The sequence below is a fragment of the Achromobacter aegrifaciens genome (genome assembly GCF_902859735.1).
Taxonomy (GTDB): Bacteria; Pseudomonadota; Gammaproteobacteria; order Burkholderiales; family Burkholderiaceae_B; genus Achromobacter; species Achromobacter aegrifaciens.
The window spans coordinates 213,070-237,829 of the sequence record NZ_CADIJY010000003.1 but is presented as its reverse complement, the minus strand read 5'-3'; the positions used below and the strand labels follow the sequence as shown (position 1 = coordinate 237,829).

23 protein-coding genes are annotated in these 24,760 nt (G+C 65.5%); 13 read left to right on the top strand and 10 right to left on the bottom strand.

Features of this window, described 5'->3' with window-relative positions:
• Positions 1–4 precede the first annotated feature (4 nt).
• A complete protein-coding gene (locus tag HV766_RS11105) occupies positions 5–1,096 on the top strand; it encodes a hypothetical protein (protein ID WP_254593309.1) in 1,092 nt (363 codons plus the stop codon).
• Here the strand turns inward: HV766_RS11105 and HV766_RS11100 are convergent.
• Together HV766_RS11100 and HV766_RS11095 are read right to left on the bottom strand one after the other, a co-directional pair.
• Positions 1,093–3,183, bottom strand: a complete 2,091-nt coding sequence (locus HV766_RS11100) for a sodium:solute symporter family protein (protein WP_175181155.1) — start codon at positions 3,181–3,183, stop codon at positions 1,093–1,095. The two genes, HV766_RS11105 and HV766_RS11100, sit on opposite strands and share 4 nt — an antisense overlap.
• Complete coding sequence (locus HV766_RS11095; RefSeq protein ID WP_054450082.1) at positions 3,183–3,461, bottom strand: DUF4212 domain-containing protein; 279 nt, start codon at positions 3,459–3,461, stop codon at positions 3,183–3,185. Before HV766_RS11095 ends, HV766_RS11100 begins: the two co-directional genes overlap by 1 nt.
• A gap of 596 nt (positions 3,462–4,057) precedes the next feature.
• Between HV766_RS11095 and kdpF the strand changes: the two genes are divergently transcribed.
• The 9 genes from kdpF to HV766_RS11050 all read left to right on the top strand — a co-directional run bounded on the left by kdpF (position 4,058) and on the right by HV766_RS11050 (position 14,560).
• Positions 4,058–4,147 (top strand): K(+)-transporting ATPase subunit F, encoded by a 90-nt coding sequence (kdpF, locus tag HV766_RS11090; protein WP_013391886.1) that lies wholly within the window; start codon positions 4,058–4,060, stop codon positions 4,145–4,147.
• Entirely contained in the window at positions 4,147–5,949 is a 1,803-nt protein-coding gene (gene kdpA, locus HV766_RS11085) for a potassium-transporting ATPase subunit KdpA (protein ID WP_175159456.1), read from the top strand. The genes kdpF and kdpA overlap by 1 nt, the downstream gene beginning before the upstream one ends.
• A 9-nt stretch (positions 5,950–5,958) precedes the next feature.
• On the top strand, positions 5,959–8,118 hold the full coding sequence (gene kdpB / locus HV766_RS11080) for a potassium-transporting ATPase subunit KdpB (RefSeq protein WP_175181154.1): 2,160 nt from the start codon (positions 5,959–5,961) through the stop codon (positions 8,116–8,118).
• 25 nt (positions 8,119–8,143) lie between these two features.
• The gene (gene kdpC, locus HV766_RS11075; RefSeq protein WP_119450772.1) at positions 8,144–8,752 is read left to right on the top strand and encodes a potassium-transporting ATPase subunit KdpC; all 609 of its coding nucleotides are present in this window, start codon (positions 8,144–8,146) and stop codon (positions 8,750–8,752) included.
• A 51-nt stretch (positions 8,753–8,803) separates the two neighbouring features.
• Positions 8,804–11,590, top strand: a complete 2,787-nt coding sequence (locus HV766_RS11070) for a DUF4118 domain-containing protein (RefSeq protein WP_175181153.1) — start codon at positions 8,804–8,806, stop codon at positions 11,588–11,590.
• 12 nt (positions 11,591–11,602) lie between these two features.
• Positions 11,603–12,295, top strand: coding sequence for a two-component system response regulator KdpE (gene kdpE / locus HV766_RS11065; RefSeq protein WP_054450072.1), 693 nt, complete (start codon positions 11,603–11,605; stop codon positions 12,293–12,295).
• A 117-nt stretch (positions 12,296–12,412) separates the two neighbouring features.
• Positions 12,413–13,189, top strand: a complete 777-nt coding sequence (locus HV766_RS11060) for a TorF family putative porin (RefSeq protein ID WP_175181152.1) — start codon at positions 12,413–12,415, stop codon at positions 13,187–13,189.
• Positions 13,190–13,366: 177 nt separating this feature from the next.
• Positions 13,367–13,657 (top strand): hypothetical protein, encoded by a 291-nt coding sequence (locus HV766_RS11055; protein ID WP_054450069.1) that lies wholly within the window; start codon positions 13,367–13,369, stop codon positions 13,655–13,657.
• Between the two features lie 3 nt (positions 13,658–13,660).
• Positions 13,661–14,560, top strand: a complete 900-nt coding sequence (locus HV766_RS11050) for a 4-hydroxy-tetrahydrodipicolinate synthase family protein (protein ID WP_175181151.1) — start codon at positions 13,661–13,663, stop codon at positions 14,558–14,560.
• On the opposite strand, the gene HV766_RS11045 is transcribed toward HV766_RS11050, so the two are convergent.
• The 3 genes from HV766_RS11045 to icd form a co-directional block, all read right to left on the bottom strand.
• Positions 14,538–16,079 (bottom strand): methyl-accepting chemotaxis protein, encoded by a 1,542-nt coding sequence (locus HV766_RS11045; RefSeq protein ID WP_175181150.1) that lies wholly within the window; start codon positions 16,077–16,079, stop codon positions 14,538–14,540. The genes HV766_RS11050 and HV766_RS11045 overlap by 23 nt on opposite strands.
• A gap of 220 nt (positions 16,080–16,299) precedes the next feature.
• On the bottom strand, positions 16,300–17,559 hold the full coding sequence (locus HV766_RS11040; RefSeq protein WP_175181149.1) for an O-antigen ligase family protein: 1,260 nt from the start codon (positions 17,557–17,559) through the stop codon (positions 16,300–16,302).
• 123 nt (positions 17,560–17,682) lie between these two features.
• Complete coding sequence (icd, locus tag HV766_RS11035) at positions 17,683–18,939, bottom strand: NADP-dependent isocitrate dehydrogenase (RefSeq protein WP_125472148.1); 1,257 nt, start codon at positions 18,937–18,939, stop codon at positions 17,683–17,685.
• Between the two features lie 203 nt (positions 18,940–19,142).
• Between icd and HV766_RS11030 the strand changes: the two genes are divergently transcribed.
• Positions 19,143–19,568 (top strand): DUF1841 family protein, encoded by a 426-nt coding sequence (locus tag HV766_RS11030; protein WP_054450061.1) that lies wholly within the window; start codon positions 19,143–19,145, stop codon positions 19,566–19,568.
• A gap of 206 nt (positions 19,569–19,774) precedes the next feature.
• Here HV766_RS11030 and HV766_RS11025 read toward each other — a convergent pair whose 3' ends face one another.
• Both HV766_RS11025 and HV766_RS11020 read right to left on the bottom strand, forming a co-directional pair.
• A complete protein-coding gene (locus HV766_RS11025) occupies positions 19,775–20,137 on the bottom strand; it encodes a c-type cytochrome (protein ID WP_054450058.1) in 363 nt (120 codons plus the stop codon).
• Positions 20,138–20,149: 12 nt separating this feature from the next.
• Positions 20,150–20,503 carry a c-type cytochrome gene (locus HV766_RS11020; protein WP_013391872.1) on the bottom strand — a complete coding sequence of 118 codons (354 nt, stop codon included), beginning with the start codon at positions 20,501–20,503 and terminating at the stop codon, positions 20,150–20,152.
• Between the two features lie 176 nt (positions 20,504–20,679).
• On the opposite strand from HV766_RS11020, the gene HV766_RS11015 reads away from it, so the two are divergent.
• Both HV766_RS11015 and HV766_RS11010 read left to right on the top strand, forming a co-directional pair.
• Complete coding sequence (locus HV766_RS11015; RefSeq protein ID WP_042796600.1) at positions 20,680–21,561, top strand: AAA family ATPase; 882 nt, start codon at positions 20,680–20,682, stop codon at positions 21,559–21,561.
• A gap of 42 nt (positions 21,562–21,603) precedes the next feature.
• Complete coding sequence (locus HV766_RS11010) at positions 21,604–22,776, top strand: vWA domain-containing protein (protein WP_054450056.1); 1,173 nt, start codon at positions 21,604–21,606, stop codon at positions 22,774–22,776.
• 9 nt (positions 22,777–22,785) lie between these two features.
• Here the strand turns inward: HV766_RS11010 and HV766_RS11005 are convergent, their stop codons facing one another.
• The 3 genes from HV766_RS11005 to HV766_RS10995 form a co-directional block, all read right to left on the bottom strand.
• The gene (locus HV766_RS11005; protein ID WP_119450767.1) at positions 22,786–23,343 is read right to left on the bottom strand and encodes a GNAT family N-acetyltransferase; all 558 of its coding nucleotides are present in this window, start codon (positions 23,341–23,343) and stop codon (positions 22,786–22,788) included.
• Between the two features lie 115 nt (positions 23,344–23,458).
• Positions 23,459–23,836 carry a hypothetical protein gene (locus HV766_RS11000; protein WP_054450052.1) on the bottom strand — a complete coding sequence of 126 codons (378 nt, stop codon included), beginning with the start codon at positions 23,834–23,836 and terminating at the stop codon, positions 23,459–23,461.
• 251 nt (positions 23,837–24,087) lie between these two features.
• Complete coding sequence (locus HV766_RS10995; RefSeq protein ID WP_175181148.1) at positions 24,088–24,687, bottom strand: GNAT family N-acetyltransferase; 600 nt, start codon at positions 24,685–24,687, stop codon at positions 24,088–24,090.
• Positions 24,688–24,760 lie beyond the last annotated feature (73 nt).

Genomic DNA, 24,760 nt, shown 5'->3' with positions numbered 1-24,760 from the left:
TTCCATGGTGCCGGGGCTGGCCAGCGCGCTCTGCGAGCCACTGGCGGCGTCCGCGCAGCGCCACACCAGGGTGATGGACATTTCCCTGGACTACACGAATACCTTGCTGGCGCTGGACGGCTCGCGCATCCGGTCATGGCTGCCTGGCGTCGCCATAGACACGGACGGACGCGCCTCCCCCGCCATCTGGGCCGAACAGGTGGACTGGTCCGTCTACGCCGCCGCGCCGCACGCCCGCATCGGCGTCACGATGCTGCGCTGGGAAAGCGCCCCCGACGGCCGCCAGCATTTGTGCGGCATCGCCCGTTACAGTGCCAACGCAGTCCACGAAACCCGCGCATCGGGCAAGGCCGAGCTGCCCCCGCCAGACGCTGAAACGCGCTTCTACTATGACGCCGCCGGTCGGCTGACTGGCTACGAGGAGCGCTCGCGCGCATGGGACGGCCGCCGCAACCGGCCGGCGCGCTACTGCCTGCGCTACGACGCCCACGGCTGGCTGGCCGAGCTGGGCGCCAACGATTGCTCGGCGCGCTCCCGGCCCATGGCCCGCTACGTGCATGACGCGGCGGGCCGGCTGTTGCGCACGATTTCCTATCAAGACAGATCCGAAGACGCGTTCGAAGTCGTGACGTATGACGCTCAGGGCCGCAGGGCGCAGCGCTACTTGCGCCAGCGGACGGCGTGGGCGGACGAGCCCGCCGTTCTGGGACTGCCCTACCGCGAAAGTCCGGGCCACTATGCCGTACTAGTGTTGCCCGGTCCGGCCTGGAAAGCGCCAGCGCTGGATTCGTACAACTACGACTGGACCATCGTGCAACCCAAGCAGACCGCCGCAGGCATGGTCAGCATCTATGACGCCAAGCGGGACCCCGCCCAGGTGCTGGCAAAAGGCAAAAGCGGCGACGATGGACAGTTCCCCATGACCAGCGCGCAACGCAAACGGGTCTGGGAGGCCGCCGGCCAGACGCCTGGCGGCGTGCAATGGCTATGGGCGCCCGGCCAGACCTATACCCTGCTGCAAACGATGCCCGCGGCGGCATGGGCTTCCTGCGTCGATCCGGAAAACCGGAAGGCCGACGCCTGCGCAGCGCCTTAGGCGCGTTCGCCCTGCGGTTTGGGTGCGCCCGGATGCCGCAGGTAGTCCACCAGCGCCAGCGTGGCCCGGTCGGGAGGCGGCGTCAGCAGGGACACCACAATGATCGTCAGGAATGCCACCGGCGCGCCGAACACGCCCGCCGCGATCGGCTGGATGCCCCACCACAGGTCCACGGGCTGGGTGCGTGAAATGCCCAGCACCCATTCGCGCAGCCACGGATGCGTGTGCGTCATGTAGGCGAACGTCGCCGCTAGCCCCGCCGCCATGCCCAGCGTCGCCCCCCATTTGTTGGCTCGGCGCCAGAACACGCCCATGACCAGCGCCGGGAAAAACGACGAAGCCGCGAAGGAAAACGCGGCCGACACCATGAACAGGATGTCCGCCGGCTTGCGCGCCGCCACCCAGGCCGCACCGAACGCCACCAGCAGCAACAGGATCTTGGACACCATCACGCGGCGCGCCGCCGACATGCGCGGCGACACCATGCGGTACCACATGTCGTGCGACAGGGAGTTGGACAGGGTCAGCAACAGGCCATCGGCGGTGGACAGCGCCGCAGCCAGCCCGCCCGCCGCCACCAGGGCCGATATGACGTAGGGCAGCCCGCCGATTTCCGGCATGGCCAGCACCACCACGTCGGCACCCATGCTGATTTCGCTCAACTGCACGATGCCGTCGCGGTTGACGTCGGTCACGTCCAGCAGATTGCTGTCGACGGCGCTCCAGGCATGCACCCAGTTGGGCAGGCTGAGAAAGCTGGACCCCACCACCTGTGTATAGACCTCGTACTTCACCAGCAGCGCCAGCGCCGGCGCCATGAAATACAGCAGCAGGATGAACAGTAGCGACCAGCACACCGATTTGCGCGCCTCGATGACTGAAGGCGTGGTGTATGAACGCATCAGGATGTGCGGCATGCCGGCGGTGCCCAGCATCAGGCATAGCACCAGCGCCAGGAAGTTGACGCGCATATTGCGCTGCTCTTCCGGATCCTTGGACGGGAACGGTTCCGCATGCGGTGTGGCGGGCGCCGCCCGCGCCTCGAAGGCGGCCTTGGCCTGCGCCCATGCGACACGCGCCTCCTCCACGCTGGGGGGATAGCCGGCCAGCTCGCGTTCGGCCGAGCGGATCTCGACCATGGGCGCATCGTTCGCCGTCAACTGCGCCAGCCGGCTGCGCAGCTTGTCCTTTTCCAGTGTCCAGGATTCTGGCAATGCCGTCATCCGGCGGCCCATTTCGTCGGCGCGCTCCTGCCAAAGCCTGCGCACCTCGATTTCGGACGGGTCGTTCTGCAGGTAGATTTCTTTTTCAGTGACCTGCTGCAGCACCACCCCGGCCGACAACTGCGGCACGGGCATGTTGGTGTGCTTGATGGACAGCCAGACCACCGGCACCAGATAGGCAATGACCAGGATGATGTACTGCCCCACCTGCGTCCAGGTGACCGCGCGCATGCCGCCCAGGAACGAACAGACCAGCATGCCGCCCAGCGCCACGAAGATGCCGAGCTCGAAGGAAATGCCGGTCATGCGCGTGGTGATGATGCCCACGCCGTAGATCTGCGCCACCAGGTAGGTGAAGGAACAGAGTATGGCGCAGGCCACGCCCGCCAGGCGCGGCATGTTGCCGCCATAGCGCGCACCCATGAAGTCGGGGATGGTGTATTGGCCGAAGCGGCGCAGATAAGGCGCCAGCAGCATCGCCACCAGTACGTAGCCGCCGGTCCAGCCCATGATGTAGGCCAGCCCACCGTAGCCCGTCAGGTAGAGCGTGCCGGCCACCCCGATGAAGGAAGCCACCGACATCCAGTCGGCGGCGGTGGCCATGCCGTTGTAGATCGCGGGCACCCGCCGGCCGGCCACGTAGTATTCCACCTGATCCGAGGTCCGGCAGACGATGCCGATACCGGCGTACAGGCTGACCGTGACCAGCAGGAATACATAGCCGATCCAGTTGCGCGGCATGCCCAGGATCTCGGCCAGCGCCATCAACAGGATCATCAACGCGAAGCCCGCCGTGTACAGCACGTAGATGCGGCGCAGCCGGACTCTGAATTGCTGGGGCGTGTCTCCGCTGAAAAACGGCATCAGCGGTGCCCTCCCGTGTCGTCGGAGCGCTCATCGGCGCGATTCATGATCCGGGCGTAGATGCCGATGATGACCAGGTAGGCCAGCGGCGCGCCATAGGCCGCCATCCAGAACGCGAACGGCCAGCCGATGAAATCGAAGTTCAGGCTGCGGGCAAAAAAAGCGGGAATGAAGGTCAGCGCGGCCCAGGCGACGAGCAACACCAGGATCAGCCACAAGTTGCGGCGCCAATAGGGAGTCGTGGCGGGTGCCGAGGATGAAAGGCGCGATTCCGACATAGCTGGGATGAGCGAACCCTGTCTGATTATCGCGAAACGCGGCGCTTGAAAAGCCTTTGCGCTTGAAATGCCGGCTTTTTATGCGACAACGGCCGGCACTACCTGGTGCCAGCCGTTGTGCGTTTTGCTTTTTTTGGGTACTGCTTTACTTTTTTTATGTACCGGTGCCGCCGGTATTTGCCCATGCAGGGCTTTGTCTCCTCACCTGCATGGGAAGAGATTCTGCACCAGATGCGGGATTGTCACACTAGGGGAATGCCCTAAGAAGGAGCATTCATTTACATATTCCATGCACCAACTTGGTGCAATTCGGTGTTCCCGTACTGAATATTGGGATTTTACGTTTCATTTACACCCCCCTCCCAAACGTATACCCCGTTTTTACCCCCCGCTCCGTAACCTGCCGATGTCCTGATTGGTCACTACGCCTGCCCGGCGCGCATCCCTATTCGCCGAGCAGGCCCGTCGTTCGAAGGGAGCGCCGCTCCCGGGAGGAAAAACGTGGATGCCTTCTATATCGCCATCTTTGCCGTCATGGCCGGGCTGACTTTCGCCCTGTTGCGGTTCTGCGAAACCTTGTCTGCGGGAGAGCAGCCATGAACTGGCTCTATTGGCTGAGCGGCCTGACGGCCGCCTTGTTGTTCGTGTACCTGCTGGTCGCGCTGTTCAAACCGGAGAAATTCTGATGACCGCCGAATTCGTCGGATTGCTGGTCGCGTACCTGGCAGTCCTGCTTGCGATCGCGCCCCTGCTCGGGCGTTATATCCGCATCGCCATGGAAAACGGGCAATCCCGGCTGACCGCCTGGGGCCGTCCCATCGAGCGCGGCATCTACCGGCTGGCGGGCATAGACCCGCAGGCCGAAATGGGCTGGAAGCGCTACGCCGTGGCGGTGCTGGCCTTCAATATCATCGGCATCGCGGCCGTCTACGCCTTGCAGCGCCTGCAGGGCATGCTGCCGCTCAATCCCGCCGGCATGGGCGCGGTGTCACCGGACTCAGCCCTGAACACCGCCATCAGCTTCGTGGCCAATACCAACTGGCAGGGCTATGGCGGCGAATCGACGATGAGCTACCTGACGCAGATGCTGGCGCTGACGGTGCAGAATTTCGTCTCGGCCGCCACCGGCATCGCCGTGCTGTTCGCGCTGATCCGCGGCCTGTCGCGCCATTGCTCGGCCACGGTGGGCAACTTCTGGACCGACATGGTGCGTAGCACGCTGTACGTGCTGCTGCCGCTGTCCCTGGTCCTGGCGCTGGCGCTGGTCAGCCAGGGGGTGATCCAGAATTTCAGCCCCTATCAGGAAGTCCAGACGATCGAGGCGGTGCATTACGAGCAGCCCCGCGTGGACGCCCAAGGCCAGCCCGTGCTGGACGCCCAGGGACAGGCCGTGACCGATCCCGCCGTCAGCAAGACCCAGACCCTGGCCATGGGTCCGGTCGCTTCGCAGGAATCGATCAAGCTGCTGGGGACCAACGGCGGCGGCTTCTTCAACGCCAACTCCGCGCATCCCTTTGAGAACCCCACGCCGCTGGCGAACTTCCTGGAGATGCTGGCCATCCTGGCCATTCCCGCCGCGCTGTGCTTCTCGTTCGGCGAAATGGTGGGCAGCCGGCGCCAGGGCATCGCGATCCTGGCGGCCATGACCGTGCTGTTCGCGGTGTTTGCGCTATCCGCCGCCTACTTCGAGCAGCAGCCCAATCCGATGGCGGCCCAGGCCGGCGCCGACAGCGCGCTCAGCGCGTTCTCGCCGGGCGGCAACATGGAAGGCAAGGAAACCCGCTTCGGCATCGCCGCCACCTCGCTGTTCGCCACCGTCACCACGGCGGCGTCCTGCGGCGCGGTCAACGGCATGCACGATTCGCTCAACGCCATGGGCGGCCTGACGCCGATGCTGTTGATGCAATTGGGCGAGGTGGTCTTCGGCGGCGTGGGTTCGGGCCTGTACGGCATGCTGGCCTTCGCCATCCTGGGCGTCTTCATCGCCGGACTGATGATAGGCCGCACCCCGGAATACCTGGGCAAGAAGATCGAAGCCTATGACATGAAGATGGTCTCCATCGTCATCCTGGCTACCCCGCTGCTGGTGCTGGTCGGCACGGCGCTGGCGGTCTCGGTGCCGGCCGGCCAGGCCGGCGTGCTGAATCCGGGCATCCACGGTTTCTCCGAAATCCTCTATGGCCTGACGTCGGCCGCCAACAACAACGGCAGCGCCTTCGCCGGGTTGTCGGCCAACACGCCCTTCTACAACGTCCTGCTGGGCGTCGCCATGTGGTTCGGCCGCTTCGCCATCATCGTCGCCATCCTGGCGATGGCCGGCTCGCTGGCCGCCAAGCGCCGGCTGCCCGCCGGTCCCGGCAGCATGCCCACCACCGGCCCGCTGTTCGTGGTGCTGTTGATCGGCGCGGTGCTGCTGGTAGGCGCTTTGACGTACGTGCCCGCACTGGCCTTGGGCCCGGTGGCGGAACACCTGCAAATTAAAGGCTAGGAATGAAAAATGGCCAAGATTGAAACTTCTACTACCGGCGCCGGCGGCGGCGCCGCCCGCGCCGCGACTGACGTTGCGCGTGAACGCCAGTTCGGCATGTGGTCGCGCGCCCTGATCGGTCCGGCGGTGCTGGACAGCCTGCGCAAGCTATCGCCCGCCGCGCAGTTGAAGAACCCCGTGATGTTCGTGGTCTACGTCGGCAGCATCCTGACCACGGTGCTGTGGGTCATGGCCCTGCGCGGCCGGGCCGAAGCGCCCGCCGGGTTCATCCTGGCGATCGCCGTGTGGCTATGGTTCACCGTGCTGTTCGCGAACTTCGCCGAAGCCCTGGCCGAAGGCCGCGGCAAGCAGCAGGCGGCCACCCTGCGCGGCCTGCGCACCACCATCGACGCCCGTCTGCTGAAGGGCTTTCGCGATGCCGACGCCAGCCTGGCTGCGCCCGGCGCCTGGCGCAACCAGGCAGTCAGCCAGCCTTCGGGCCTGCTGCGCCGGGGCGACGTAGTGCTGGTCGAAGCGGGCGACATCATCCCTGGCGACGGCCAGGTCATCGCCGGCGTGGCGTCAGTGGACGAAAGCGCCATCACCGGCGAATCCGCGCCCGTGATCCGCGAGTCCGGTGGCGACTTCTCGTCGGTCACCGGCGGCACCCGGGTGCTGTCTGACTGGATCTTCGTGCGCATCGCCGCCGACCCCGGCGAGAGCTTCCTGGACCGCATGATCACCATGGTCGAAGGCGCCAAGCGCCAGAAGACGCCCAATGAGCTCGCCCTCACCATCCTGCTGGTGGGCCTGACCGTGGTGTTCCTGCTGGTGGTCGTGACCCTGATGCCGTTCTCGATCTACGCGGTCAACGCCGCTGGCGGCGGTTCTGTGGTGACGGTCACGGTGCTGGTCGCGCTGCTGGTCTGCCTGATCCCCACCACCATCGGCGGCCTGCTGTCGGCCATCGGCGTGGCCGGCATGAGCCGCATGATGGGCGCGAACGTCATCGCTACGTCCGGCCGCGCCGTGGAAGCCGCTGGCGACGTGGACGTGCTGCTGCTGGACAAGACCGGCACCATCACCTTCGGCAACCGCCAGGCCTCGACCTTTCTACCTGCCCCCGGCGTGTCCGCGCGCGAACTGGCCGAGGCCGCGCGCCTGGCCTCGCTGGCCGATGAAACGCCGGAAGGCCGCAGCATCGTGGCGCTGGCCGACAAGTCCATCCACGCCCCGGCCGCGCCCACGGCGCATGCCGAATTCGTGCCCTTCACCGCGCAATCGCGCATGAGCGGCGTGAACCTTAATGGCCGCATGATCCGCAAGGGCGCGGTCGACGCCGTGCAGGCCTGGCTGGCCGAGCAGGACTCTACCGTGCCGGAACAGGCCCTGCGCCTGGCCGAAGACGTGGCCCGCCGCGGCAGCACGCCGCTGATGGTCAGCGACGGTAATCGGGCGCTGGGCGTGGTCGAGCTGAAGGACATCGTCAAGCCGGACATCCAATCGCGGTTCGCGGAGCTGCGTCGCATGGGCATCAAGACCGTGATGATCACGGGCGACAACAAGCTTACGGCCGCATCCATCGCCGCCGAGGCGGGCGTGGACGACTTCCTCGCGGAAGCCACGCCCGAGGCCAAGCTCAAGCTGATCCGCGCCTACCAGGCGGAGGGCCGGCTGGTAGCGATGACGGGCGACGGCACCAACGATGCGCCTGCGCTGGCGCAGGCCGACGTGGCGGTGGCGATGAATTCGGGCACCCAGGCCGCCAAGGAGGCCGGCAATATGGTGGACCTGGATTCCAACCCCACCAAGCTGATCGAGATCGTCGAGATCGGCAAGCAGATGCTGATGACCCGCGGCGCGCTCACTACCTTCAGCGTGGCCAACGACGTGGCCAAGTACTTCGCCATCATTCCGGCCGCCTTCGCCACCGTCTATCCGCAGTTGAACGTGCTGAACATCATGGGCCTGGCCACACCGGCCTCGGCCATTCTGTCTGCCGTGATCTTCAACGCGCTGATCATCGTGGTGCTGATCCCGTTGGCGCTCAAGGGCGTGCGCTATCGCGCGCTGGGCGCGGCCGTGCTGTTGCGCCGCAATCTGCTCATCTATGGCCTGGGCGGTCTGCTGGTGCCGTTTGCCGGCATCAAGCTGGTCGACATGGTCCTGGCCGCCCTGGGCTGGGCCTGAGCCCCGAAACCGCAAGGAACCCATCATGAAAAATTCCGCCACACTGCCGCGCCAAGGCGGCATCCTGCGTCCCGCGCTGGTCGTCTTCGCCGCGCTGTCGCTGGTGACCGGCCTGGCCTATCCCTTCCTGACCACGGGCATCGCCGCCGCCGTCTTCCCACATGAAGCGGCCGGCTCGCTGATCAAGCAAGGCGACCGCGTCGTCGGGTCCGAACTGATCGGCCAGTCGTTCAGTTCGCCTGCCTACTTCTGGGGCCGCCCGTCGGCCACCGCGCCCATGCCGTACAACGGCGCCGGCTCCGGCGGTTCGAACCTGGGGCCGCGCAATCCGGCGCTGGCCGATGCCATCCAGGCGCGCATCGCTGCCCTGAAGGCGGCCGATCCGGACAACCCGGTCCCGGTGCCGGTGGACCTGGTCACCGCATCAGGCAGCGGCCTGGATCCGCACATCAGCCCGGCCGCCGCTGCCTACCAGGCGGCGCGCGTGGCGCGCGCCCGCGACCTGCCGCGCGCGCAGGTCGACGCGCTGATCCAGGCCCATACCGAGAAGCCCTGGCTGGGCGTGCTGGGCGACCCCGCGGTCAACGTGCTGACGCTGAACCTGGCGCTGGACCAATTGCGTCCAGCCCGCTGATGCCGCGGCGTATAGTATTGCCAGCCGTTCCCTCACACCTACTGCGCGTTCATGGCTGATATCGCTGGCGAGCGTCCCGACCCCGACGCGCTCTTGAAGACCCTGGACGACGCCGCGCGCCAGGCGGTGCGCGGCAAGCTGCGCGTCTACTTCGGGTCGTCGGCAGGCGTGGGCAAGACCTACGCCATGCTGGAGGCGGCGCGCGCGCAGGCCGCCCAGGGCGCCAACGTGCTGGCCGGCATCGTCGAGACCCACGGCCGGCGCGAAACCGCCACGCTGCTGGAAGGCCTGCCTGTCCTGCCGCTCAAGGACGTGCCGTACCGCGGCCACGTGCTGAAGGAATTTGATTTGGACGGCGCACTGGCCCGCCATCCCGACCTGGTGCTGGTGGACGAGCTGGCGCATTCGAACGCGCCAGGCTCGCGCCATGCCAAGCGCTGGCAGGACATCCAGGAACTCCTGACGGCGGGCATCGACGTCTGGACCACGCTGAACGTGCAGCACCTGGACAGCCTGAACGAAGCCGTGGGCAGCATCACCGGCGTGCGCGTCTGGGAAACCGTGCCGGACGAGGTCTTCGATGCGGCCGACGAAGTCATTCTGGTGGACCTGTCGGCCGACGAGCTGCTGCGCCGACTGAAGGAAGGCAAGGTCTATCTGCCGGAACAGGCCCGCCACGCCACCCGCAATTTCTTTCGCAAGGGCAACCTGATAGCGCTGCGCGAGCTGGCGCTGCGCCGCACCGCCGACCACGTCGACGACGACGTCCAGGCCTACCGCCGCGACCGCGCCATCGAACCCGTGTGGCGTACGCGCGAAGCCGTGGTCGCGTGTATCGGTCCGGACGTGGACGCCGAGTACGTCATCCGTAGCGCACACCGCCTGAGCCAGCAGCTGGAATGCGATCTGCACGTGGTCACCATCGACACACCGCGCGCGGCCCCGCCGCCCCAGGCCGAACAGGAGCGCATCCAGCGCAGCCTGGCCCTGGCGGATGCATTGGGCGCGCGCAGCGAAGTCCTGGCCGGCGGCGACATGGTCGACGCCGTGGTGCGCTATGTGCGCCGCCACAACATCACCAAGGCCATCATCGGCCGCACCCGCGCCAGCGGCCTGCAGCGCCTGCGCCTGTCGCTGTCCGCGCTGCTGACCGCGGCCATCTCGCCGGGCTGGCTGTGGCGCCGCCACAGCTTTGCCGACATGCTGGCCGCGGGCTGCCCCGAAATCGACATCATCCGCCTGGGCGCGCCGCCGCTGCCGGCCGCATCCGCGCCGGGGCGCGATCCGCTCACGCTGGGACCACGTACGCGCCAGGCCGCCGACGAGCGCAATCCGCGGCCGCTGGCGGGCTACGCCTGGGCGCTGTGCTATTGCGCCGCGGCCACCGCGCTGTCCATGCTGGCCTTCCCGGCGCTGCACCAGACCAACATCGTCATGCTGTTCCTGCTGGCGGTGGTGGCCGTTGCGCTGCGCCACGGACGCGGACCGGCGGCGCTGGCCTCGGTCATCAGCGTAGGGCTGTTCGATTTCTTCTTCGTGCAACCGCTGGCGTCCTTCGCCGTATCGGACGTGCAGTATCTGCTGACCTTCGGCGTGCTGCTGTCGGTGGGCCTGCTGATCGGCCAGTTGACGGCCGGCCTGCGCTTGCAGGCGCAGGCTTCGGTCAAGCGCGAAGCCGATGCGCGCAGCCTCTACGAATTCGCGCGCGAATTGTCGTCCGCGCTGCTGCCCGAGCAGATCGTCACCCTGGCGGGCGCCTTCGTGCATGCCACCTTCGGTTCGCGCTGCGCGCTATACATCCTGGGCATGGACGACCGCCTGAAGCTGGCGTCTCCCGCCGCGGACGACATGCCGCCGCTGGAATCCGCGCTGGCCCAATGGGTCTACGACCACGGACAGCCGGCCGGCGCAGGCACCTCCACCCTGTCCAACAGCGAACTGCTGTACCTGCCGCTGAAGGCGCCGATGCGCACCCGCGGCGTGCTGGCGCTGGCCGCTCCGCGCCGCAGCCTGTTCCTGAATCCAGACTCGCGCCGCCAGATCGAGGCCTACGCCACCCTGATCGCCATCGCGCTGGAACGCCTGCACTACGTGGAAGTGGCGCAGCAGGCGCTGGTCAGCATGGAATCCGAAAAGCTGCGCAACTCGCTGCTGGCGGCCGTGTCGCACGATCTGCGCACCCCGCTGACCAGCCTGGTCGGCATGACGGACACGCTGATGCGCCAGCAGGCGACGCTGCCGCCCGACATCCACGACACCGTCCGCGCCATGCGCGACCAGGCCCAGCGCATGCACGCGCTGGTGGTCAATCTGCTGGACATGGCGCGGCTGCAGAACCGCGACACGCCGCTGCGCCTGGAATGGCAATCCATCGAAGAACTGGTCGGCGCTTCGCTTGCCGCCATGCGCGAACCGCTGGCCGCGCACCGCGTCACCGTGGACAGCCTGTCGCATCTGCCGCTGGTGGAATGCGACGGCGTACTGATCGAACGCGTGCTCTGCAATCTGCTGGAGAACGCGGCCAAGTACACGCCTGCCGGCAGCGCCCTGCGTCTGCATGCGGACGTACACGAGGGCGAACTGCGCGTGGCGGTCAGCGACAACGGCCCGGGCGTGCCGCCGGGCGCTGAGCGCCGCATCTTCGAAAAATTCACGCGCGGCGACCGCGAGTCCGCCACCCCGGGCGTCGGCCTGGGCCTGGCCGTGTGCGAGGCCATCATCGCCGCCCACCATGGGAAAATCTGGGTAGAACACGCGCCGGGCCAGGAGTCCGGCGCCCAGTTCGTCTTTACGCTGCCACTGGGCGCGCCGCCCCCGATCCAATCCGAAACCCCTTGAACGCCGCAACGCATGTTCGATTACCAGCCTACCGTCCTGATCATTGAAGACGACGCCAACATCCGGCGCTTCGTGCGCCAGGCCCTGGAAAGCGAGGGCTGCGTCGTCCACGAAGCCGAAACCGTCAAGCGCGGCCTGATCGAAGCCGGCACCCGGCAGCCCGACGCGGTGGTGCTGGACCTGGGCCTGCCCGACGAAGACGGCATGATCCTGATCCGAGAACTGCGCGGCTGGACCGAGGTGCCGGTACTGGTGCTGTCCGCCCGCAGCGCCGAGGCCGACAAGGTCGCCGCGCTGGACGCCGGGGCCGATGACTACCTCACCAAGCCGTTCGGCGTCAGCGAACTGCTGGCGCGCCTGCGCGTGCTGCTGCGGCGGCACGCAAGAGGCGGCGCGGGCAATGCTTCCGAGATCAGCTTCGGCGACGTGCGCGTGGACTTCGCCAAACGCGTGGTGGAGCGCAGCGGCCAGCACGTGCACCTGACTGCGATGGAATACCGCCTGCTGGCGGCGCTGCTGGCGCATCGCGGCAAGGTCATGACGCACCGCGAACTGCTGCGCGAGGTGTGGGGTCCGTCGCACGTGGAAAGCAACCACTACCTGCGCATCTACATGGGCCATCTGCGCCAGAAGCTGGAAGCGGATCCCGCCCAGCCCGTTTACCTGCTCACCGAGATCGGCGTGGGCTACCGCTTCGCCGGCTGAGGCACGCGCCCCGGACGCGCATTGACGCCGCGTTTACGCGCAACCCGCAAGTCTTGTCTCGGCCTTTACGCGCTTGCTCCTATTGTTGCGGTCCCATCCAACAGTAGGAGCAATTCCATGCCCCGCCACACCTTGGCCGCGCTCGCGCTGCTGACCCTGGCCGCCTCGCAAGCCGGCAACGCACTGGCCGCCGACGCGCCCGCCGAAGCGGCGCCTGCCGCGTCCGACCTCACGTTGACGGCCAACGTCACCCTGGCCAGCCAATACCGCTATCGCGGCCTGATGCAAAGCAATAACAAGCCGGCCATCCAGGGCGGATTCGACCTGGCCCACTCCAGCGGCTTTTACCTGGGCAACTGGAACTCCAGCATCAGCTGGCTCGACGACAGCAACAGCGACGTGTCCGCGCCCGTGGAAATGGACTTCTACGGCGGCTACAAGGGCAATCTCGCGCAGGACGTGCCCGTCGACCTGGGCGTCCTGCAGTACTACTACCCTGGCGACTATCCGTCCGGCTACACCAGTCCCGACACCACCGAGCTGTATGCCGGCATCGGCTATGGACCTCTGATGTTCAAGTACTCCCTCTCCCTGACCAACCTGTTCGGCTTCGCCGACAGCAAGCACAGCCAGTACTTCGACCTGTCCGGCAACTTCGATACGGGCGTCTGGGGCCTGACCGTCAACGCGCACGTCGGCCGGCAACTGGTGCGCAACGTCGACAACGGCAACTACACGGACTGGAAGCTGGGGCTGACGAAGGACTTCGGCCGGGGCCTGTCGGTCTCGTTGGCCTATCTGGACACCAACGCGGACCGCGCCGTCTACACCAATACGCGCGGCCGCGACATGGGCCGCGCAACGGGCTTGCTGTCGCTGACCAAGACGTTCTGAGCGCCCCGGACGTTGACGCGTTTTTTACGCGCTGCGTCCGCTTTTATCGGCAGGATTTACGGCGCGCTTCCTATAGTGGAACCGTCATTAACCAACCGGATCCCCGGAACGCCGCAAGCGGCGCCTCCGGTCCCGCTGCCCGCCATGATCCCCCGACTTCAAGCCTGCCTCGCCCCCATGTCCGACATCCTGCCCGCGCAGCGTACGCACGCCCGCGTCGAACGAGTCGCGCTGACCATCAGGATAGACACGCTGGACGCACTGAACGTGCGGCTGGCGCTGCATCGCGCATTGGGCGAACGCATCGGCGTCTATGTGCTGTCGGTGGATCACGTCCATGCGCAAAGCGTGCTGCAACTGCAGTGCGAACGCGGGCAGCTGGATGCGCTGATGCACGCGGTGATGTCGGGCCTGCCCCGCGCCGAGTTCGGTCCGGTGCTTCCCGCATACGCGATGACGGGGCAGTAAGCCATGGACACGCCACGCAAGACCGCGTTTGAAGGCATCTGGCTGCCCATGGTCACGCCGATGCGCGGCGGCTATGTGGACCTGGACGCCGCGCAGGCGCTGGCCCGCTATTACCGCAACGCAGGTATCGCCGGCCTGGTGCTGTTTGGCTCCACCGGCGAGGGCAATCTGCTGAGCGTGCCGGAAAAGGTCGACATGATAGAAGCCATATCGAGCGATCCGCACGCGCTGCCGCTGGTGTTCGGCGCGGGCGGCGTGGACACGCGCGGCGTCGCAACCGCCATCCGGCGCCTGGACAAGTACCAGCCGGCCGGCTACCTGGTGCCACCGCCTTACTACCTGGGCCCTTCGCAGGCCGGCATCCTGTGGCACTACCGCCAGATTGCCTGGGCCACGCAGCGGCCCATCATCCTGTACAACATCCCCAAGCGCACCGGCGTCACCATGACGGTCGAAACCATGGAAGCGCTGGCCGCGCTGCCCAACTTCAGCGCCGTCAAGGAATGCAATCCCGCGGTACTGGCGGCCTTGAACCGGCGCGGCACGCTGACGCCGCTATGCGGGGAAGATATGGCCCTGCTGGACCACTTCCTGGCCGGCGGCCTCGGCGCCATCCCGGCCGCCGCGCATATCTATCCCGAGCGCTATGTCGAGGTCATGCAGCTGGCCCGAGACGGCCACGCGGAGGCCGCGCGCGAACTCTTCGAGCCCCTGCGCGGCCTGATCCGCCTGCTGTTTACCGAACCCAATCCTGCTCCGATCAAGCGCGCCCTCTCGATGCAGGGCCTGATCACCGATGAGCTGCGCATGCCCATGACCAGCGCCAGCCGAGAGCTTGGGCAGCGCCTGCAGCGGGCCATGAACGTGGTGCAGGGCTCGCCTAGGCGGCTGCAGACAGCCTGAAGACGGACACCGCATTCGCCAGCTCGGCCGCCTGATCGCGCAGCGCGCCAGCCGACGCGGCGAACTCTTCCACCAGCGCGGCGTTCTGCTGCGTCACGCCGTCCAGATGCGTCACGGCCTGATTGATCTGTTCGATGCCCACGCTCTGCTCGGCCGAGGCCGTGGCAATCTCCCCCATCAGCGGCGCGCTGGTGGCGGCGGACTCCAGCACGTTGCCCATCGTCGCGCTGGCCTGCTCGACGCGCTGGCTGCCACGAGCCACCGAATCCGCCGACGCTTCGATCAGCGTCTTGATCTCCTTGGCGGCGGTGGCCGAGCGCTGAGCCAGCGCGCGCACCTCGCCCGCCACCACGGCAAAGCCCCGGCCCTGTTCTCCGGCCCGCGCCGCTTCCACCGCGGCGTTCAGCGCCAGGATGTTGGTCTGGAACGCGATCTCGTCTATCAGCCGGATGATCTCGTCGATGCGCTGCGAGCTATGCGAAATCTCGCGCATGGCGTCGATGGCGTGCTGCGTTTCATCGCTACCCTGCCTGGCCAGTTGCGCTGCCTGACCGGCCAGCGCGCTGACCTCACGCACATGTTGCGCGCTCTGCTGCGCGGTCGCGGTGATCTGCTCCACGCTGGCGGCGGTCTGCTCCAGCGCGGCGGCCTGCTTCTCGGTGCGGTCCGACAGGTCCATGCTGCCCGCCGCGATCTGCCGCGAGGCCGCGGCAATGGAAGCCGTGGAATGCACAATGCTGCGCACCGCCCCGTCCAGGCGTTGCTGCATCCGCGCCAGGGCGTCGAACAGGCGGCCGATCTCGCCGCGCTGATTGCGCGGCACGCTGCCCGACAAGTCGCCATTGGCCACGCGCTCGCACACCACCACCGCCTGGTCCAGCGGACCGAGGATATGCGTGCGGAAAAAGCGCAGCGCCGCCGCCAATAGCAACACCAGAAGGCCCAGCGTCACACCGCCTTGCCGCCACAAAGTGCCGTAGAACGCCTGATCGACGTCATCCACGTACAGGCCCGTGAACAACAACCAGCCCCAGTCAGCGTCGTAGGTGGCATAGCTGATCTTGGGCAGCGCCCGATCCGTTCCCGGCCGCGGGAACTGGTAGCGCGTAAAGCCGCCGCCCGCCTTGCCTTGGGCATAGAGGTTTTCGAAGATCGGCTGTCCGGCGCTGTCCTTGACGGCCCGGACGTTGGTGCCGACCAGCTTGGGATCGGGATGCACCAGCAGGTCGTAGCCGTCGCCGAAGGCGCCCACATAGCCGTCCTCGCCATAACGCAGTTGCGCCAATCGGCGCGCCACATTGCGCTTGGCCTCGTCCAGGGGCATGCCCTCGCGCACGCTTTGCTTGCCATTGCGCACGATGCCGGACGCCAGATCGAGGACGTGGCGCAGCTCGCTCCTGCGCTCGGCCACCATCTCGGCGCGGCGCTCCCAGGCGTCCCAGGCGCCCAGGGCCAGCACGACGGCGCCGACCGCGAACACAAACCACAGCAGTTCCCTGCGCAAGCTGGAATTCTTCATAGTCCTCTCATCCTTCTTCACCCGCCCAATGAAACTAATCAAGGCAGAATGTGACGGTTTATGTATGTATTCCGTCAGAATAAGGGACAGCACCAGGGTTTTCACCAAGACTGCAGAGGGCGTTTGATTTAACGCAAGGCCCATAAAAAAAACGCAAGGCGCGCTTGCCTTGCGTTTTTTTCGTCGTGGCGGCTCATTCCGCCTTTTGTACAGCCCTTTCCTAGGCCGGAGCCCGTGCGGCGCCTGCGGAGCGCGGCGTGGTCAACGCGATCAGCGCCACTACGATCAAGGAATACGTCGGTACGCTGCGCATATTGCGGAACATCATTTCAGTCAGACTGAATGCGCAATAGCCCAGGCAGAACAGCAAGCCCAACTGTGCGCCGACACGTATGACACGGTCATTGCTGGCCAGCCGGCGCAGGAAAATGTAAGCCGGCACGAAATACAGTGCGAGGCTGCTCAGCAGGCCCAGCAGCCCGTATCCGGACAAGGCGGCCAGCAGGTCATTGTGGGGTTCGCCATAACCGTCGACGACCTCGTGCGACACCACGCCTTGCTTTTCCAGCTCCAACAATTCACCACGGAAATTGCTCGGGCCCACGCCCACGACGGGGCTTTTCTGGAACATGAGGATCGACGCATGCCAGAGCTGAAGACGGATGCCAAACGAGGTGTCCCGGTCGGCCGACGTGGAGAAGCTCTGAAAATCCGTCACAACCTCTTTCATGCGACTGCTGAAGTTCCAGATTCCGAGCGCGCTAACGACCAGAACCACGCTGAGCGCGAAAGCGCAATACATCTTGTGGCGCCGGCTCCAGCCATGCAGCCCCAGCAGGAACACCACGGCCAGTATGGGAAGTAGCATCCAGCTGCTACGGGTCTGGGACAACCAGGTGGCCCATGCGCTCAGGACGAAAGCCAGTACCTTGAGCCCATTTTCGGCTCGCGGCCAGCGCGTCGTGGCGCCCCAACCGATGGATAACAAGGCCATCGAACCGAACAGCAAGGTCATGTTGGCGAAGGCGACTGCATTGTAACGGCCCCCAATATCGACCACTGCGCCTCTGTCCCAGAACGTCATGGCGACTATCAGAATTCCCGCCCCCGCCAGCGCACCGGCCAGGATGCTCCACTGGATCTGCTTCAACCACGCTTGCGGCGCCCTGAGCAATAGCCAGAGCACCGGCACCGCCAGCGCAAACCGGAGCAGTTTTTCCAATTCGGAGCCGCTCCAGACGCCTCGCGCCAAGGACGTAATGAATAAGCAAAGTAACGGCAGCAGCAATGCCAGCGCCATGGGCCACATGGCTCGGAAATCCATGGGTTCGTAGCGCTTGATCGCGTTGGCGGCCAGCGCGATCAGTGCAATCAAACCTGTCAAATAGATGATCGCCGGTCCTCCAGCGGCACTGGTCAAAGCCAGGGCAGGAACCAACAACGTAAGCCATGTGGCCAAGGAAACATACAGTCGGGGCACAACACTCAACCAAAGAAAGGCGACGCGGCATGCACAATGCCACTTGCCTAGGTACACAAAACCCGCCCGCCATGATGGCGGGCGGGTTCAAGGAAAATATACGCGGCAAGCCGCCCAGGGCAATCACATATTATCGATCATCACCTGGCCAAAGCCCGAGCACGACACCTGGGTCGCGCCTTCCAGCAGACGCGCGAAGTCGTACGTGACCTTCTTGGACAGGATGGATTTTTCCATGCTGGAGATGATCAGGTCCGCGGCTTCGGTCCAGCCCATGTGGCGCAGCATCATTTCGGCCGACAGAATTTCGGAACCGGGGTTCACGTAGTCCTTGCCTGCGTACTTCGGCGCAGTGCCGTGGGTAGCTTCGAACATGGCCACCGAATCAGACAGGTTGGCGCCCGGGGCGATGCCGATGCCGCCCACTTGCGCGGCCAGCGCGTCCGAGATGTAGTCGCCGTTCAGGTTCAGGGTGGCGATCACGTCGTATTCGGCCGGGCGCAGCAGGATCTGCTGCAGGAACGCGTCAGCAATCACGTCCTTGACGATGACCTCGCGGCCCGTCTTCGGATTCTTGAACTTGCACCACGGGCCGCCGTCAATCAGCGTCGCGCCGAATTCCTTCTGCAGCAGCGCGTAGCCCCAATCGCGGAAGCCGCCTTCCGTGAACTTCATGATGTTGCCCTTGTGCACCAGGGTCAGCGACGTACGGTCATTGTCGATGACGTACTGCGCGGCCTTGCGCACCAGGCGCTCGGTGCCTTCGCGCGACACCGGCTTGATGCCGATGGACGAAGTGTTCGGGAAACGGATCTTCTTCACGCCGAGCTTGGTCTGCAGGAACTGGATCAGCTCCTTGGCCTGCTCGCTTTCGGCCATGTATTCGATGCCGGCGTAGATGTCTTCCGAGTTCTCGCGGAAGATCACCATGTTGGTCTTTTCGGGTTCGCGCACCGGCGAGGGCACGCCCTTGAAGTACGCCACCGGGCGCAGGCAGACGTACAGGTCCAGCTGCTGGCGCAGGGCCACGTTCAGCGAACGGATGCCGCCGCCCACCGGCGTGGTCAGCGGGCCCTTGATCGACACCACGTAGTCCTTGACGACGTCCAGGGTCTCGTCGGGCAGCCACACGTCGGGGCCGTAGACCTTGGTGGCCTTCTCGCCGGCATAGACTTCCATCCAGTGGATCTTGCGCTTGCCGCCATAGGCCTTCTGCACCGCCGCGTCGACGACCTTGATCATCACCGGGGTGATGTCGGCGCCCGTGCCGTCGCCCTCGATGTAGGGGACGATGGGCTGATCGGGCACATTCAGCGAGAAATCAGCGTTGACCGTGATCTTCTGGCCGCCAGCGGGAACCTTGATATGTTGGTAGGACATGAATGCTCCATTTGCTCCGAGTGGTTTTTCTGCACGCGCCGGCATCGGGAAGCGTCCGTTCCGGCGGGGAAGATCGCCCACGGGAACCGCGCACTGGATGGCCGATAGCAACCAATTCTATATCGCAAAGGGGCCAGCGGGCCTGACGGCCCGCGCGCGGCGGTAAAATAATGCATCACCAGCCCGCTTTTCAGCCCCATCAGATGTTCAATCCCTCACGCGACCAAGTCCGCGAATTCTTCATCGAAACCTGGCGCAAGCATCGCGCCTCCGAAGTGCTGACACCGCTCGAGGCCATCGCGCTGGACTGGATCATCGAACATCCCGAATACCACGGCGACCTGGAAAACCCCGAGGCCATGACGGCCGAATACTCGGTGGAAAAGGGGCGCACCAATCCCTTTCTGCACCTGTCCATGCATCTGGCCATTGCAGAGCAGCTGTCCATCGACCATCCGCCGGGAATCCGGCAGGCCTACCAGCAGCTGGTGTCGCGCGGCGACGCGCACCAGGCCGCGCATGAAATCATGGAATGCCTGGGGCAGGTGGTGTGGGAAGCGCAGCGCCTGGGCACGCCGCTGGACAGCGACACCTATATCGACCTGATCCGCCAGCGCGCCAGCCGCTGAGCACCGCCCCCACGCTGCGCCTTCGGCTTGCCGCCCCCCGAGGGGCTTTTTTTCCTTGGGACGGCCCGGCGGAAAAAGAAAAGCCCCCACGCTGCGCCTTCGGCTTGCTGCCCCCCGAGGGGGCTATTTTTCCTTGGGACGGCCCGGCGGAAAAAGAAAAGCCCTCGACCGAGGGCTTTCTTGTTTGCGGAACGGATCCGGACGGCTTACCTGCGCACGCCCAGGTCGCTCGGCTGCGCCGACAGCCATGCCGCCACGTTGGAGATGTCCTGGTCGGACAGCTGGGTCGCGAAAGCGCCCATGATGGGGTTCTTGCGCACGTTGGCCGTGGCCGCGCTGCCGGACGCGCCGCGCTTGTAGGCCTTCAGGGCGTGAACCAGGTAGTCCGCGTGCTGGCCAGCCAGCGTCGGATAGGCCGGATCCACGGCCGTCTTGGCGTCGGCGCCGTGGCAGGAAGCGCAGTTGAATTTGTCGAAGACGGCCTTGCCGGCCGCCAGGTCCTGCGCCTGGGCGGCAACGCCCGTCATGGCCAGGGTCGCGCCCGCAAGGGCAAGCATGTAGCGATTCATGTGTTTGCCCCCTTACTTGAGATTCGAGTAGTACGCGGCCAGATCGGCGATGTCCTGGTCGGACAGGCTGCCGGCAATGGCGTCCATCGTGGGATGGCTGCGCGCGCCTTTCTTGTACTCGTTGAGGGCGGTTTCGATGTACTTGGCGTTCTGCCCAGCGATCATCGGCACGTGGTACAGCTCGGGAAACGTTGCCTTGTAGCCTTCGATGCCGTGGCAACCGATGCACATGGAAACCTTGTCGCGGGCGTTCTGGACATTACCGACCACTGCTGCGTCTGCAGCAACAGACTGGCCGGCGATCGCACAGGATGCCATCGCGGCCAACACGGATACCGTGTACTTCAGAGAGGTTCGCAACTTCATTGGAATGGCTCTTCTTGGTATGGCTAAGGACTAGGGCCTGCTCACACGAAAAGGCCCTCGGCAAACACGTTGCGGGTCGAACCCAAAGCAAAACCGCCTGATTGTACGATAATTGCTCAGGATTAATACCTTTACCATGGTATTGATCACCGTCAAATCTCAGAAGCCATCAGACCATGTCCGCAGCCCAGTCCGCTACTTCCGCCTCGCCAGACCGCTTCGACGGGACCGACAACTATGTCGCCACCGATGACCTGAAACTCGCCGTCAATGCCGCCCTCACCTTGCAGCGTCCGCTGCTGATCAAGGGCGAACCCGGCACCGGCAAGACCATGCTGGCCGAGGAAGTGGCGCGTGCGCTGGGACGGCCGCTGTTGCAGTGGCACATCAAGTCCACTACCAAGGCCCATCAGGGCCTGTATGAATACGACGCGGTGTCGCGCCTGCGCGACTCGCAGCTGGGCGACGAAAAGGTCCGCGACATTCGCAACTACATCGTGCAGGGCACGCTGTGGCAGGCCTTCCAGTCGCCTGAGCCGGTGGTGCTGCTGATCGACGAGATCGACAAGGCCGACATCGAATTCCCCAACGATCTGCTGCGCGAACTGGACCGCATGGAATTCCACGTGTACGAAACGCGCGAAACCATCTCCGCGCGGCACCGTCCGCTGGTCATCATCACGTCCAACAACGAAAAGGATCTGCCCGACGCTTTCCTGCGCCGCTGCTTCTTCCACTACATCCGTTTCCCCGACCGCGAAACCATGCGCGACATCGTGGCCGTGCACTACCCGCACCTGAAGCAGGACGTGCTGCGCGCGGCGCTGGACACCTTCTTCGCGCTGCGCGACGCGCCGGGCCTGAAGAAAAAACCGTCCACCTCCGAACTGCTGGATTGGTTGCGCCTGTTGCTGGCCGAGGGTTCGACCGCCGCCGAGATCGACGCGCACACGGCCACGGCGGTGCCGCTGATGGCCGGCGCGCTGCTCAAGAACGAGCAGGACGTGCACCTGCTGGAACGCCTGGCGGCCATGACGCGCGGCGGCCAGCGCCGCTGATCTGCCAGCAACGATCCGCCAGCAACTACCGGCAGCCCGCAAATGCTGATCGACTTCTTCTATCACCTCCGGGCGCATAAGCTGCCCGTCTCGGTCAAGGAATACCTGACCCTGGTGGACGCCCTGCGCCAGGATCTCATGGCGCCCACGCTGGACGAGTTCTACTTCCTGGCGCGCGCCACGCTGGTCAAGGACGAGGCGCTCTACGACCGCTACGACAAGGCTTTCGGCGCCTACTACAAGGGCATCGCGGCCGCCCTGCCCCCAGGCAAGGAAATCCCGCTGGACTGGCTCATCAAGCAGTTCGAAAAAAGCCTGAGCCCGGAAGAAAAAGCCGCAATCGAAAAGCACGGCTGGGACAAGCTGATGGAGCTCTTCAAGGAGCGCCTGGAAGAGCAGAAGGAACGCCACGCCGGCGGCAGCAAATGGATCGGCACCGGCGGCACCTCGCCTTTCGGCAATGGCGGCTACCACCCCGAAGGCATACGCGTGGGCGGCGACTCTGCCGGCAACCGCAGCGCGGTCAAGGTCTGGGACATGCGCCAGTTCAAGGACTACGACGATCAGGTCGAGCTGGGCACGCGCAACTTCAAGGTGGCGCTGCGCCGCCTGCGGCGCTTCGCAAGGCAAGGCGCCGAAATGGAACTGGACCTGGACGACACCATCGCCAGCACCGCGCGCAATGCCGGCCATCTGGACCTGCGCATGGTCCCCGAACGCCACAACACCGTGAAGGTGCTGATGCTGCTGGACGTGGGCGGCAGCATGGACGACCACATCGGACGCGTCGAGGAATTGTTCTCGGCGGCGCGCAGCGAATTCCGCAACCTGGAGGTCTACTACTTCCACAACTGCCCGTACGAAAGCCTGTGGCAAAGCAACCGCCGGCGCCAGAACGAACGCTTCGACACCTGGGACGTGCTGCGCAAGTACAACCCGGATTGGCGCCTGATCATCGTCGGTGACGCCACCATGAGCCCCTACGAAATCCTGCAGCCGGGCGGCTCCGTCGAGCACTACAACAAGGAGCCCGGCGCCGAATGGATGCGCCGCCTGCTGGACGCCTGGCCCAAATCGGTCTGGCTCAATCCCGAGCCCACCGCGTCCTGGCAATACCGCCAGTCCATCGCGCTGATGCGCGACATCATGCAGGGCCGCATGTACCCGGTGACGGTCGCCGGCCTGGAACAGGCCATGCGTGTGCTATCGAAGTAGGACTGCCGGTCACCCGTCGACCGGCTTTTCAGGCGTATCCAGCGTCAGCTGATAGAACGCCAGATCCAGCCAGCGTCCGAACTTGAAGCCTGCCTCGCGGATGGTGCCTGCATGCGTGAAGCCCAGCTTCTCGTGCAGGCGGATGCTGCCCTGGTTGCTCGCGTCGATGCCGCCGACCAGCACGTGCACCTGATTGGCGCGCGCCCGCTGGATCAGCTCGCGCATCAGCGCCTCGCCCAAGCCCAGTCCGCGAAAACGTCCGTCCACGTACACGGAATGCTCCACCGAGTACTTGAAGGCCGGCCAGGCGCGGAAGGTGCCGTAGCTGGCGAAGGCCATCAGTTCGCCGTCGGCATTCTCGTACCCAAGCACCGGAAAACCGCCCTGCTGCTTGGTCTGGAACCAGCCCAGCATCGCCTCGCGCGGCCGCGGCTTGTAGTCGTACAGCGCGGTGGAATTGACGATGGCGTCGTTGAATATGGCCAGTATCTGGTCGGCATGGCGCTCATGCGTGCAATCGACCAGGGTTGCGCCATCCGGCGCGCGGGTTTCGGCGTGCGTAGTCATGGCGCAAATTGTAGCGACCCGCAAGGCCTTGCGGCGATTCGGCTTTCGGCCGCTACAGGCAAAAAAAACCGGCGGAGCCGCCGGTTCAATTGGATCTTGCCGCTTCTGGCCACTCTCAGGCGGCGCGGCTCTCAGCAGATCGGGCGGCGGGCGGCTCGCCACGCAAGCCAGGGCAGTTGCGCCATGCAAGCTCATCCGCATCCATGTCCAGGTCGAACAGATCGTTGGCGGCGGGCCAGGGATGGCTGCGCGCCGCCGCGCCTTCCATTTCCAGCACGTGCCCGGCGAAGCCCCGTGGCGAGCCGCCGCACTCCGCGAAATATCGTTGTGTGCTCAAGTCCACCACATAGGTGGTCATGTCATGGGTCAATATGGCCACGAATTGGCCGTCATCACTGGCATAGGCGTACTGAAACTGTCCTTTGATCCCGTCGCCGCTCAATGGGCTGCCGGTCAATTGGGACAAGGCACGCGTGACGATCTCGGTCAGCATGGGTCGTTCCTCCGGTAAGTGCGCCGGCACAATGCCGGCGGCGAAGGCGCGAACGACAAGCACCGGCGCCGGGCAGAAAACGGCGTCTGGCGTTGGACGGGAAACCTGTGGGCGGGCTGTCGCGCATCCCGTCTGCAACTGGGTACTGCGTCTTGAAAAGCTTACACCCGCGGGCCGGGACAGCTCAAATCAGCCCCGTCATTTCGTCATATTGCGCCGCAACATCACAGCCGGACGCCCCTCCTGGACCCTTATGCCGCCGCAACTGGCACGGCTGCTTCACCTGTGTCACCAATTTGCCGCAATCGCCACTCCTCACGCCCAATGCGGTACAGCACGTGTCGACACAGCGGATGCCCCTGTGGAACGGCGGGATGGTCGAAACCTTCCGGATCCTCCCTCATGCCCAAGCGGTCCATCACCGCGCGCGAACGCTGGTTGCCCGTGGCCGTGAAGGCCACGATCTCATCCAGTCCCACCTGCTCGAACCCCGCGCGCAAGGCCGCCTCGGCGGCTTCGCTGGCGTAGCCCTTGCCCCAGTGCCGCTGCGCCAGGCGCCAGCCTATCTCCACGCCTGGCGCGAACGGCAGAGTGGGCGCCAGCGGCTTGATGCCGACAAAACCGATGAAGGGCGCCACGCCTGGCGCCTCCACGGCCCAGAAGCCCCAGCCGTGCTCGTCGATGCCGGCGGCCAGCCGGTCGGCAAGCGCATCGCTTTCCTGTGCATTCAGCGGCAGCAGGTACTCGGCGACGCGGGGGTCCTGGTTCAGCGCCGCGAAAGGTTCACGGTCGGCGGCGCGCCATTGGCGCAGCACCAGGCGTGGCGTTTCGACTTCCAGGGATAGAGACATGACGGACTTCCTTGCTTGCGGTCCCGGGCCGCGCGCCGTGGACAACGCCGCGCCGCGCCCCTGAACCATTGCC